We start from the raw sequence: 12,303 nt of genomic DNA on the forward strand, positions 1-12,303 counted from the left end.
AGATGAGTAAAAACAGGTACCCCAGACTACTAGGCTTATTGCCGCTGATCGGCACGTTGTTGCTGTCAGGCTGCAACATGACCTTGCTCAATCCCAAGGGCCAGGTTGGTCTGGACGAGCGAAACCTGATCATCACCGCAACGCTGCTGATGCTGTTGGTCGTGGTGCCGGTCATCGTCATGACCTTCCTGTTCGCCTGGAAATACCGCGCGTCCAACACCAACGCCACCTACACCCCGAAATGGAACCACTCCACCAAGATCGAGATCGCGGTGTGGGCCGTTCCAGTACTGATCATCATTGCCCTGGGTTATGTCACCTACAAATCGACCCACGCTCTGGACCCGTACAAGCCGCTGGAATCCGACGTCAAGCCTGTGACCATCGAAGTGGTCGCGCTGGACTGGAAGTGGCTGTTCATCTACCCGGAACAAGGCATCGCCACGGTCAACAAGATCGTGTTCCCGGCGCACACCCCGATCAACTTCAAGATCACTTCCGACGCCGTGATGAACTCGTTCTTCATCCCTGCTCTGGGTGGCCAGATCTACGCGATGGCGGGCATGCAGACCAAGCTGCACCTGATCGCCAACGAGAGCGCTGAGATGGACGGTATCTCCGCCAACTACAGCGGCGCTGGTTTCACCGGTATGAAATTCAAAGCGATCGCAACTACTCAGGAAGAATTCGACGCCTGGGTAAGTGAAGTCAAAAAGGCACCTAAACAGCTTGAACAAGCTGAATACGCGAACCTTTCCAAGCAGAGCCAGAACAACCCAGTCGAGCTCTACTCCTCGGTGACGCCGAACCTGTTCCAGACCATCGTCGACAAGTACGAAGGCATGAAACCAGGTCCTAAGGTCAAGCACGAGAAAGCAGAGAAAGAAGTGGCCCAGATGGAAGGGATGGACTCGAGTTCGCATTCAGCTGCCGGGGCAGAGGAGTAAACGATGTTTGGTAAATTAAGTTGGGAAGCGATCCCGTTCCACGAACCGATCGTGATGATAACCATCTCCATGATCGCGCTCGGTGGTCTGGCGTTGTTCGCTGCAATCACCTACTTCAAGAAGTGGACCTACCTGTGGACCGAGTGGCTGACGTCGGTCGACCACAAGAAAATCGGCGTGATGTACATCATCGTCGCCATGGTCATGCTGCTGCGCGGCTTTGCCGACGCCATCATGATGCGTACCCAGTTGGCCATGGCCACCGAGGGTTCGCCTGGCTACCTGCCACCTGAACACTATGACCAGATCTTCACCGCTCACGGTGTGATCATGATCATCTTCATGGCGATGCCATTCTTCACCGGCCTGATGAACCTTGCGGTGCCGCTGCAGATCGGCGCGCGTGACGTTGCCTACCCGTTCCTGAACTCCCTGAGCTTCTGGCTGCTGGTTTCCGGCGTAGTGCTGATCAACCTGTCCCTGGGCGTCGGCGAATTCGCCAAGACCGGCTGGGTTGCCTATCCGCCGCTGTCGGGCCTGCAATACAGCCCTGGCGTGGGGATGGACTACTACATCTGGGCGCTACAGCTATCCGGGCTAGGTACGACGCTGACGGGGGTCAACTTCCTGGCCACCGTACTGAAAATGCGTACCCCAGGCATGAAGCTGATGGACATGCCGATCTTCACCTGGACCTGCACCTGGGCCAACGTCCTGATCGTGGCTTCGTTCCCGATCCTGACCGCTACCCTGGCACTGCTGACGCTTGACCGTTACATGGATTTCCACATTTTCACCAATGAACTTGGTGGCAATCCGATGATGTACGTGAACCTGTTCTGGGCGTGGGGTCACCCTGAGGTGTACATCCTGATCCTGCCAGCGTTCGGTATCTTCTCCGAAGTCATCTCGACCTTCACCGGCAAGAAACTGTTCGGCCACCACTCGATGGTCTACGCATCGGGCGCAATCTCGATCCTGGGCTTCATGGTTTGGCTGCACCACTTCTTCACCATGGGTTCGGGTGCCAGCGTCAACGCCTTCTTCGGTCTGGCGACGATGCTGATTTCCATCCCGACGGGTGTGAAGCTGTTCAACTGGCTGTTCACCATCTACCAGGGCCGTCTGCGTTTCACCAGCCAGGTGCTGTGGACCCTGGGCTTCATGGTGACCTTCGCCATCGGCGGCATGACCGGCGTACTGCTGGCCATCCCGGGTGCCGACTTCGTTCTGCACAACAGCCTGTTCGTGATCGCGCACTTCCACAACGTGATCATCGGCGGTGCGGTATTCGGTTACATCGCCGGTTTCGGCTTCTACTTCCCTAAAGCGTTCGGCTTCAAGCTGCACGAAGGTTGGGGCAAGGCAGCGTTCTGGTTCTGGATCAGCGGCTTCTTCGTCGCGTTCATGCCGCTCTACGCTCTGGGCTTCATGGGCATGACCCGTCGCCTGAACGCCACCACCAACCCTGAGTGGGTGCCGTACCTGTACGTCGCCATGTTCGGTGCGGTGATGATTGCCGTGGGTATCGCCTGCCAGCTGATCCAGTTGTACGTCAGCGTGCGTGACCGCAACAAGCCGGAAAACATGTGCGAACACGGCGACCCGTGGAATGCACACACCCTGGAATGGTCGACCTCGTCGCCACCTCCGTTCTACAACTTCGCCGTGCTGCCAAAAGCCGACGTTGTCGACCCGTTCACCGAAGCCAAGGAAAACGGCACCGCGTACAAGGCCCCGGCCAAGTACGAGCCGATCCACATGCCAAACAACACCGCGACCGGTGTGGTCATGGGTGCTCTGTTGACCGTGTTCGGTTTCGCGATGATCTGGCACATCTGGTGGCTGGCAATCGCTGGCCTGGCCGGCACCGTGATCTACTTCGTGATCCACGCGGCCCGTGATGATCAAGGCTATATGGTGCCGGTCGACGTGATCGAGCGCATCGAAGCCGAGCAGCACAAGCGTCTGGTTGCGGCAGGGAAAATCCCGGCCACCGCCACCCGTGTTGAAACCTCGTTGGAACAGGCTTAAACCATGTCGAACTTAGTGACCAATGCTGGACACACCCATGTCGATGGACATGGGCATGATGACCATCACCACGACTCGGGCGAGATGACCGTATTCGGTTTCTGGCTCTACCTGATGACCGACTGCATTCTGTTTGCGTCGATCTTCGCGGCGTACGCGGTACTGGTTAACAACGTAGCGGGTGGCCCGTCGGGCCACGACATCTTCGAACTGCCATACGTACTGGGCGAAACCGCTCTGCTGCTGTTCAGTTCGATCACCTACGGCTTCGCCATGCTGGCGTTCTTCAAGGGCAACAAGAAGCAGGTCCTGGGCTGGTTGGCCATGACCTTCCTGTTCGGTGCCGGCTTCATCGGCATGGAGATCAACGAGTTCCACATGCTGATCTCCGAGGGCTACGGCCCTAGCCGTTCCGGCTTCCTGTCCGGGTTCTTCACCCTGGTCGGCACCCACGGTCTGCACGTGACCAGCGGTCTGATCTGGATGGCGATCATGATGTACCAGGTGCAGAAAAACGGCCTGACGGCGACCAACAAGACCCGTCTGAGTTGCCTGAGCCTGTTCTGGCACTTCCTGGACGTGGTGTGGATCTGCGTATTCACCGTTGTTTATCTGATGGGGACTATGTAAATGGCTAACGCAGCTCATTCCCAAAATGGCCATGACAGCCACGACGCCGGTCACGGCAGCGTCAAGTCCTACGGCATCGGTTTCATCCTGTCGGTGATCCTGACCCTGATCCCGTTCGGTCTGGTGATGTACCCGACGCTGCCGAAGTCGATCACCCTGATGATCGTCGTCGCGATGGCCGTCATCCAGGTGCTGGTGCACCTGGTGTACTTCCTCCACCTGGACCGTTCGGCCGCGCAGCGTAACAACGTGATTGCGTTTGTTTTCGCCGCGATCGTGATTGTCCTGCTGGTTGGCTTGTCGCTGTGGATCATGTTCAGCATCCACACGTTCATGATGGCGAAGTGAGGTAGATCCGCATGTCCCTTAAGCACTTTATCCAAATCACCAAACCGGGGATCATTTTCGGTAACGTGCTTTCTGTGGCAGGCGGATTTTTCCTGGCCTCCAAAGGGCATGTCGATCTGGCCATCTTCCTGGCCGCCATGATCGGCACGTCGCTGGTGGTTGCCTCCGGTTGCGTGTTCAACAACTGCATCGACCGCGACATCGACCTGAAGATGGAACGCACCAAGAACCGCGTGCTGGTCCAGGGCCTGATCTCCCTGAAACTGGCCCTGATCTATGCGACCGTCCTGGGTGTCGCCGGCGTTGCCCTGTTGTACAAGGTGGCCAACCCGTTGGCCGCGCTGTTCGCAGTCATCGGCTTCGTGATCTATGTCGGCTTCTACAGCCTGTACCTCAAGCGCAAGTCGGTTCACGGCACGCTGGTGGGCAGTCTGTCGGGCGCCATGCCGCCGGTGATTGGCTACGTCGCCGTCAGCAACACCTTCGACATGGCCGCGCTGACCCTGCTGGTGATGTTCAGCCTGTGGCAGATGCCGCATTCCTACGCCATCGCGATCTTCCGCTTCAACGATTACCTGGCCGCATCGATTCCGGTGCTGCCAGTGAAGCGCGGCATCCAGGTGGCCAAGAAGCACATCCTGATCTACATCCTGGCCTTCCTCGTGGCGACCTTGATGCTGACCTTCAGCGGCTACGCCGGCATGAGCTACCTCGCCGTCGCCGCGGCCATGGGCATGTACTGGCTGTACATGGCCTGGACCGGCTACAAGGCAGTGGATGACACGGTCTGGGCACGCAAGCTGTTCGTGTTCTCGATCTTCACCATTACCGCGTTGAGCGTGATGATGTCCCTGGACTTCAAAGTGCCGACCGAGTTGCTGCTGACGTATGCGCCGTAAGCGTCGGACATGCTTTAAAGAAAAGCCCCGCCTTCGAGAGAAGAGCGGGGCTTTTTGTTGGGGGAAGTCGCAAGGGCTGCTCGTCAGGTAGATGTTTCGATGGTTGCCTGACTATAGGCAATTTGCTTATAGTTGGCTAATGCGAACCGTATTCTTCGAAACCACATCTTTCACTGCTACCGTTGGTAATTATCTGACGGACGATGAGTATCGTGCGTTGCAGTCGCACATGCAGTTGAACCCGCAAGCGGGTGATGTCATGCCTCGAACAGGCGGTTTCCGAAAGCTGCGTTGGGCTGATGGACGCCGAGGTAAAGGTAGGCGAGGTGGCTTGCGGGTTATCTATTATTGGCTTATGAATGATGGCCAGTTCTGGATGTTTGCAATTTATGACAAAGATGAGCTTGAGAATTTGACCGCCGACCAAGAGAAGGTGCTCAAGAAAGCCATAGAGACAGAGTTGAAAAAACGAGGTACCCCATGAAAAAACGCGACCTGTTTGCAGAGTTGATGCAGGGCGTTGATGAGATGGCGGCTCAACGCGAAGGCAAGATTACATTGCGCAATACGGTTGTGGAGGACATCCCTGCACCTGAGGTGGGGGCGCAAGAAATCGTTGCGCTACGGGAAAAGCTACACATGTCCCAGGCTGTTTTCGCCAAGCGAATTCGAACCAGTCCCAGCACCCTGAGAAACTGGGAGCAGGAAAAGTCGAAGCCCAATGCTCAGGCCGCCTTGCTGATCAGGCTGGTTGAGAAGTTTCCGGATATGGTTGATCGACTGGCAGTCGTCTGATCACATCGTCGAATATCTGAAAAGCCCCGCGTTTCAAACGAAACGCGGGGCTTTTTCATTCACGCGCGGTTGTTACACGTTGCATCGAGCACCTTCACCACGTCGTCGATGATTGCCTTGCTCATGTCCTGCAAAAAATGTGAGGCCCAAGCGTGCCGGTCGGAGTCGCGAACGATGGCGGCATCTGAGGCGAGCAGTTTTGCGAGGTGGAGCAGGTCGGAGGCGTGGTAGAGGGCTTCGATCACCGGGACACCGGCGTTGATGCGGAACAGGGGGTCGTTGGCGTGGTAGGAGAAGGGGGTGAGGCCGATGGTTTTGAGGTCTTGGGGATTGGTCATTGGGCTTCACCTCTTGTTGGGCTGGAGATGGAGGGGCATTGCACGAGTGTGTAGACACAAAAAAGCGCCGGCAATCGTAGCGATCCGGTGGCCGGGGATCTCATTGGGCACCGCAACCCCTGTGGCAGCGGGCCTGTGGCGAGGGAGCTTGCTCCCGTTCGGCTGCGCAGCAGTCGTAAGTCTGCGGATGCGGTGTTTCTGAATGAACGCAGGGGAGCGCTTCGCACTCCAGCGGGAGCAAGCTCCCTCGCCACAGAAGAGGTGACTGTCAGTTACTTAAGTGGTTTTTCGAGCAACCGGAAAAACCGTTCCCGCACCTGCAAGCTGTCGCTGTGAGCCACGTTGAAGCGCAGGAACTGGCTGGCATTCGGGGCTTTGCTCAGCAAGGTACCCGGCGCCAATACCATCTTGTTCTCCAGCCCCTGGCGAGCCAGGTTCTCGGCATGCAAGCCCTCCGGTAACCGCGCCCAGATAAACACACCTTCGCCGGGCAACGAGGAAAGCGAGCACCCAGCCTCCGCCAGCCAACCGGCCACACGACTATTGGATTCATACAACCGATCCACCGTGCGCCGCGCATGTTTGGCATAGCTGCCATCGCTGAGCATGGTGCAGGTGATCTGCTCCGCCAGTTCCGAGGTCACGCCGCCGCAGGCCATTTTCAGGGCAACCATTCGCGCTGCCAGTTGCGGTGACAGTACGGTGTAGCTGACCCGACTGTTGGCGGTCAGGGTCTTCGAGAAGCCCGACACATAACTCACGTTGTCCAGCCCGCTGGCCGCCAGGCGCGGGGTGCGGCGTTGCTGGATGTCGCAGTACAGATCGTCTTCGACGATGTGGAAACCATGGCGGTGGCTCAGTTCCAGCAAGCGGTAGACCTGGGCCGGGGTGAACGAGTGGCCGGTGGGGTTATGCAGCGTGCTGTTGGTCATGTACAGCACGGGTTTGTGGGCGATCAGCAGTTGCTCGAAGGCGTCGAGGTCCATGCCGTCGCAATCGCGGGCGATGGTGATCACTTTGGCCCCGTGCAGCGCCAGGTTGGCGTGCATGTTGAAGTAGCACGGATCGTCGAGCAGCACGGTGTCGCCGGGTTTGACCAGCAGGCGCATCAGCAGGTCGATGGCCTGCATGGTGTTGGCCGTGGTGATGATCTGGTCCACCGGCGCTTCGATGCCGAAGGTCGCCAGTTTCACCCGCAGGGCCTGGCGCAACGGCACGTAACCGCCGGCCACGCCGTACTCGCCCATGCGCAACGACGTCGCTCGCAGGGTACTGCGCACGGCTTTCTGCAATTCTTCGGCGGGTAGCCACGAGGTCGGCAGGAAGCCGCAGCCGGGGCGCAGCGCGCCGTTGTCCAGCAACAAGGCGCGACGAATCACGCTGAGGGTGTCCTGGGGTTGCAGATCCGGGCCGGTGCCACTTTTCAGCGCCGCTTCGGAGCGGTGCACGTAATGCCCGGAGCCCTGGCGAGACACCACCAGCCCCTTGGCCCGCAAGCGGTCCAGCGCATCGACCACCGTGGATTTGCCCACGTTCATCAAGTCGGAGAGTTCGCGAATCGGCGGCAGCTTGGCGCCATGGGGCAGGCCGCCCGTGCTGATTGCCTGGGTCAGCTGATCGACGATCTGCTGCACCAGCGGCACGCCAGGCTGGAATTCAATGGCGGCAATGACTGCGCGTTGAACCTGCATTTTACTGGTCTCTCCGGCAGTAAAGTTCGTTGGATTCTATACGAACTTGCCCTGATCAGGACAAGCCTCTCTCTCTACCATGCTCTTACAGACTTTTCTGAATGTCGGCCTTGATTGGCGGGCGTTCACCCGGTTCCTGAGGTGCTGCATGAGTGTCGAAACAACGGTCGCGGTGGCCAAGCCGGTCATTAACCTGCGGTTATTCACGATCCGGATCATCACCGCTGTCTCGCTGTTCGCGGTACTGGGCAAGGCCAACGTCTGGCTCGACACCGCCACCAACAGCATCCTGGCCCTCGGTTATCGCGCCTTGCTGCTGCTGTTGCCCCTGACTTTACTGGTGCTTGGCCGTCGCTCCCTGAGCGTCACGCTGCTGTGTGCCGGCCTTGGCCTGGTGTTGCTGGCGCTGACCAGCAATCAAGGCATGGTGATGTTTGCCGCCGCACTGTTCGCCTACGGCATTGCCATTGCCGGTTACCTGATCAAGAGCGAAGCGGCGCAGACCAAGGAAGGCGCGGCCTACAACCGCGTGGCCATGAACATGGGCAGCCTGGTGGCCGGTTTGATCCTGCTGTCGCCATTGCTCACACCTACGATGTTTTTCCTCGGCGCGGCGGCCTTCGTATTGCTGTGCCTGCCGATCGCCCTCGGTGCGACCTTCACCACCGAACCGCTGACAGCCCGCCCGGCCAGCCAGGCCGGCAGCACCTGGGGCAACAAACTGCCCTGGGTAATCGCCGGGATCATCATGGGCATCAAGCTGTTCGGGGTGTTCTCGATCCTGCCCCAGGCGATCCTGCTCAAGACCGGCGAGCTGCCGGCCTGGTACGGCTTGATGCTGATCCTCAACAGTGCCGTGGTGGTCTTCGCCCAGGTGCCGGTGATGAAACTGATCGAGCGCACCGGGCGCTTCAAGGTGCTCGCGGTGATCGGGATCATCGTCGGTGGGTTTGCGGTGCTGTCGTCGCCGGCGGCGTTTCACGTCGAAACCCTTGCCGGGGCACTGATCTGGGTAGCGCTGCTGTCGATCGCCGAATGCGCCTTCAGCTACCTCGATTACTTCTCGGTCAAGCAAAACAACATGTTCGTCAAGGAAGTGTCCCTGGGGGTAGGGGCCGGGCTGACCGTGTTGATCATGCGAGTGGTGCCGGCGCCGTACAACGCGCTGGTCCTCGCCGCCATCGGCGCCGGCGGGATCCTGGCCTGGTACTGGCTCAACCGTAAATCCAATGCGTCGTTGCATGACTGAGTCATCGCCGTCGCGGATTTCACTTAGCAGGTCGGGGGCATCAATGAATACGACTTCATGCGTGGTAGTGGTCGGTTACAACGGTAATCGGGTTCACGACATCCGGAAACTGCGCGAGCTGTGCAAGTCGCTCTACAACGCCAGGCTCATCCTGCTGGTCGAGAAAATTCAGCCCCATGATGATCAGGTGGCCGATCACGTCTGCAGCACTTCGCTGGCCGAGAAGGATGTGGCCGCGTCCCTTGAGCTGATCGTCGGGTGCCTGAATGCCGACAGCTGGAAGCTGATCGGCGTACTGCCGTTCTCCGATCGTGGCGTGCTGCTGGGCGCCGCGCTGGCCAGTCACTTCGGTTTGCCGGGCATCACTCCCGACGAGGCACGGGCGGGCCTGGACAAGCAGATCTTCCGCCGCCTCGAAGCGGCGGCGAGCACCGCCCCCGAAGAATACCGGCCGGTGTTTTCCGCGCGGATCGAAAGCCTGCCGGAACTGCGCCAGCGGGTCGTCGAACTGGGCGGCAAGGCCTTCATCAAACCGGCCTGCGAAGGGGCGAGCCGAGGCTGCCGCGTTATCCATCACCCTTCGGAATGCGATGACGCCTGGCTCGCCCTGAAGCCTTATCGCGAAGGCGGCATCGTCCTTGAAGAGCTGGTGCAGAACGCCCGTGAATACAGTTGGGACTACGTGGCCGGCAGCACCTGGGTGACTGAAAAAACCACCACCGAAGGCGCCTACCGCGCAGAGATCCAGCAAGTCGTCCCCGCACCGCTTGCGGCTGAGGTACAGGCGCGTCTGATGGCAGCCGGTCGGCATATGTTCGGTTTAGTGTCCCGGGACAATGGTGCCTGGCACAACGAAGTATTCCTGCGCAGCAACAACCTGACCTCCGCCGTGGAAACCAACATGCGCCCCGGTGGCATGCACATCTGGGACCTGGCCAAACGCGCCTTCGTCGATTTCGATCCGTGGGAGCGCTGGGTACGCTGGGCGGTGGAAGGCAAGACCGAACAGCATGAACCAGTGGCCCGCGGCTATTGCGGCATTCGCCTGCTCAAAGCGCCGGCCGGCGGCATCTTGCGTTCGACGCCTGACATCGAGGCCCTGGCCCGCGCACTGTGTATCGATCTGGTGGAAGGCCAGTACGCCAAGCGCATCGGCGACTCGGTCAGCGCGCAGGTCAAAGACAACTTCTCATTCATCGGCCACATCGTGCTGTTCAACGAACACTACGGGCAACTGAGCAACGACCTGTTGCGTCTGGCCGAGGTGATTGAGTCACGCATCGAGGTAACTTGCCTGGCACCGGCCACCCGCGCCGTGTGTTGAACAGGCAAGCGCCAACGTTTTTGTATTTCTGATCAGGAGGTTCGATCAATGATCCAGCACATGACCTGCGATGAACGCTTCATCGCCCTGGCCAAGGAGTTTGGTTATGACATCTACGGCGAAAACACCGCTGGCGGGCATTACGCACCGCTGATCCGTCATCACGATGAGCTGTATATCAGCGGCCTGGTGCCGCGCATGAATGGCAAGATCCATTATCCCGGCCGGGTCGGGCTGGACCTGAACATGGCCGATGCGCAAGCAGCCGCCAGCATCAGTGCGATGCGTGGGTTGGCGTTGATCGTCGATGCCATTGGTTCACTGGACAAGATCAAGTCATTGATCCGGGTAACGGTCTATGTGAAGTCCACGGCGGATTTTGTCGATTTGAGCGAAGTGGCCAACGGCGCCTCGGATGTGTTCAGCCATGTGCTGGGCGATGCCGGTAAACATACGCGCACCACAGTCGGTGTTTATCAGTTACCGAAGAATGCCGCGATAGAAGTGGACATGATTGCAGCCTTGCGTCCATCGGTGTTGTAAGCTGTTGTCCGACTTTACAGCGCTGAACTGTTAACTTAATGTTTAGCGCTAAAGTAGGGATAACAAGAAGAAGGGACGTGCAAATGGATAACTTTCAAGGTGCGTTTTTTTCATATAAGGATTTTCGTCAAAGCCTGCATCATCGACCGTTAAGTCCAAAGGTCTGGAAAGGCAGCGAGCTGGCCGGTATGCGTCAGACCCTTGAAGCCAGCGACGTTGATATTGTCGCGTTGGCTCACGAAAAAAGCATCGAGGGTTGTGAAGTGACTCCTGGGATGGCGATCGCCATGCAATGGCTGAACCCCGGTGTGACGCTCAACGGCCATGCCCATTCCTGGTGGCATCTGTTTGTCATCCAGTGCGGCAGCGGCGTGCTGTCCCTCGGTGATGCCGACGGGGTCAACGTCAACAGTGGCGACGTGCTGCTGGTACCGGCCTGGACCCGGCATGGCTTCGTCAACACCAGCAAATACGAGCCTCTGGCGATGCTGAACATGAGCAATATGCCGCAAATGGCATTGCTGTCGAACTTCGCCGACAGCCACGGCCTGATCACCACCCAGCCGTAATTCCTCCCGACAATGCTTTCGTAGGAGCCGGCTTGCCGGCGATAGCGTCCCTGAGACCGCCATCGCCAGCAAGCCGGCTCCTACGTTTTTCATTTCCTTCACGACCTGCTCCCGAGCCTGCTTTTTGCCTCTGCGTTTGCCTGCGTAAACAAACTTTCTGTATCGATTGAAACGGACAGATTCTGTATCTATTCAGCCTTCATTCAACTAACTAGGATCACTTCAAATGCACGTTAATTCCTGCAGTTGATGAATGGAGTGTTTTATGGAAAACAGGAAGCTAAAACTGTATGTCGGCGCCGATTATGTCAGCGCTTTTGCGATGTCGGCTTTTGTGGCGCTCAAGGAAAAGCAACTTTCATTTGAACTGGTTACGGTTGATTTGAAAGCTCGCGACAACTATCTGGCGAGTTATCGCGATCTTTCGCTGACGTGCAAAATTCCAACTTTAGTTCATGAAGGTTTTGCCCTGTCGGAATCTTCGGCGATTGCCGAATACCTTGATGAGCTCTCCCCGGGGCATAAAAAACTGTATCCACAGGACTTCCAGCAGCGCGCCCGCGCCCGTCAATTGCAGGCCTGGTTGCGCAGTGACTTGCTGGTGGTGCGCAAGGAGCGGCCGTTTGACCTGGTGTACTTCGGCAAGAAAAACACCGCGCTGTCCGATGAGGCCCAAGCCGCCGCCGAGCGCCTGTTCTTCGTCGCCGACCATTTGCTGGAAGAGGGCGCCGAGCATCTGTTCGGTGACTGGAGCATTGCCGACACCGACCTGGCAATCATGCTCAACCGACTGGTTGCCAACGGTGATCCGGTGCCGGCACGGCTCGCGGCGTATGTGCGTCGCCAGTGGGATCGCGACAGCGTCCGGGCGTGGATGGACATAGAGCGCAAAGCGCCGGCCATCGCCTAACAACACTCAGGGCATTCACCAGGAGC

General features: G+C 58.5%; 14 protein-coding genes. 12 read left to right on the forward strand and 2 right to left on the reverse strand.

Translation table 11 applies throughout. From position 1 onward, the window contains the following. Positions 1 to 2 precede the first annotated feature (2 nt). The 7 genes from cyoA to QMK54_RS04660 all read left to right on the forward strand — a co-directional run bounded on the left by cyoA (position 3) and on the right by QMK54_RS04660 (position 5,653). On the forward strand, positions 3 to 947 hold the full coding sequence (cyoA, locus tag QMK54_RS04630; RefSeq protein WP_320402135.1) for a ubiquinol oxidase subunit II: 945 nt from the start codon (positions 3 to 5) through the stop codon (positions 945 to 947). 3 nt (positions 948 to 950) lie between these two features. Next, positions 951 to 2,981: a cytochrome o ubiquinol oxidase subunit I gene (gene cyoB / locus QMK54_RS04635; RefSeq protein ID WP_110660131.1), complete on the forward strand. Its 2,031-nt coding sequence runs from the start codon at positions 951 to 953 to the stop codon at positions 2,979 to 2,981. Positions 2,982 to 2,984: 3 nt separating this feature from the next. Next, positions 2,985 to 3,611, forward strand: coding sequence for a cytochrome o ubiquinol oxidase subunit III (locus QMK54_RS04640; protein WP_110660132.1), 627 nt, complete (start codon positions 2,985 to 2,987; stop codon positions 3,609 to 3,611). Continuing rightward, positions 3,612 to 3,959, forward strand: coding sequence for a cytochrome o ubiquinol oxidase subunit IV (gene cyoD, locus QMK54_RS04645; RefSeq protein WP_110660133.1), 348 nt, complete (start codon positions 3,612 to 3,614; stop codon positions 3,957 to 3,959). An 11-nt stretch (positions 3,960 to 3,970) separates the two neighbouring features. Then, positions 3,971 to 4,858 (forward strand): heme o synthase, encoded by an 888-nt coding sequence (cyoE, locus tag QMK54_RS04650; RefSeq protein WP_007986830.1) that lies wholly within the window; start codon positions 3,971 to 3,973, stop codon positions 4,856 to 4,858. 139 nt (positions 4,859 to 4,997) lie between these two features. Next, positions 4,998 to 5,342, forward strand: a complete 345-nt coding sequence (locus QMK54_RS04655) for a hypothetical protein (RefSeq protein ID WP_033047368.1) — start codon at positions 4,998 to 5,000, stop codon at positions 5,340 to 5,342. Continuing rightward, positions 5,339 to 5,653 (forward strand): helix-turn-helix domain-containing protein, encoded by a 315-nt coding sequence (locus QMK54_RS04660; RefSeq protein ID WP_007970375.1) that lies wholly within the window; start codon positions 5,339 to 5,341, stop codon positions 5,651 to 5,653. The genes QMK54_RS04655 and QMK54_RS04660 overlap by 4 nt, the downstream gene beginning before the upstream one ends. 59 nt (positions 5,654 to 5,712) lie before the next feature. Here the strand turns inward: QMK54_RS04660 and QMK54_RS04665 are convergent, their stop codons facing one another. Further along, entirely contained in the window at positions 5,713 to 5,991 is a 279-nt protein-coding gene (locus tag QMK54_RS04665; protein WP_110660135.1) for a DUF3077 domain-containing protein, read from the reverse strand. Positions 5,992 to 6,263: 272 nt separating this feature from the next. Further along, positions 6,264 to 7,682 carry a PLP-dependent aminotransferase family protein gene (locus QMK54_RS04670; protein ID WP_110663003.1) on the reverse strand — a complete coding sequence of 473 codons (1,419 nt, stop codon included), beginning with the start codon at positions 7,680 to 7,682 and terminating at the stop codon, positions 6,264 to 6,266. A 148-nt stretch (positions 7,683 to 7,830) separates the two neighbouring features. On the opposite strand from QMK54_RS04670, the gene QMK54_RS04675 reads away from it, so the two are divergent. The 5 genes from QMK54_RS04675 (at position 7,831) to yfcF (ending at position 12,277) form a co-directional block, all read left to right on the forward strand. After that, entirely contained in the window at positions 7,831 to 8,931 is a 1,101-nt protein-coding gene (locus QMK54_RS04675) for a hypothetical protein (RefSeq protein ID WP_320402136.1), read from the forward strand. A gap of 43 nt (positions 8,932 to 8,974) precedes the next feature. Continuing rightward, positions 8,975 to 10,255, forward strand: a complete 1,281-nt coding sequence (locus QMK54_RS04680; RefSeq protein ID WP_320402137.1) for a biotin carboxylase — start codon at positions 8,975 to 8,977, stop codon at positions 10,253 to 10,255. 48 nt (positions 10,256 to 10,303) lie between these two features. Further along, positions 10,304 to 10,798, forward strand: coding sequence for a RidA family protein (locus QMK54_RS04685; protein ID WP_102701083.1), 495 nt, complete (start codon positions 10,304 to 10,306; stop codon positions 10,796 to 10,798). An 83-nt stretch (positions 10,799 to 10,881) separates the two neighbouring features. Continuing rightward, positions 10,882 to 11,367, forward strand: a complete 486-nt coding sequence (locus QMK54_RS04690; RefSeq protein WP_110660590.1) for a cupin domain-containing protein — start codon at positions 10,882 to 10,884, stop codon at positions 11,365 to 11,367. Positions 11,368 to 11,632: 265 nt separating this feature from the next. Beyond that, complete coding sequence (yfcF, locus tag QMK54_RS04695) at positions 11,633 to 12,277, forward strand: glutathione transferase (protein ID WP_110660591.1); 645 nt, start codon at positions 11,633 to 11,635, stop codon at positions 12,275 to 12,277. Positions 12,278 to 12,303: the final 26 nt, after the last annotated feature.

Origin of the sequence: Pseudomonas sp. P5_109, assembly GCF_034009455.1 — a bacterium.
In the GTDB taxonomy this organism is placed as follows: Bacteria; Pseudomonadota; Gammaproteobacteria; order Pseudomonadales; family Pseudomonadaceae; genus Aquipseudomonas.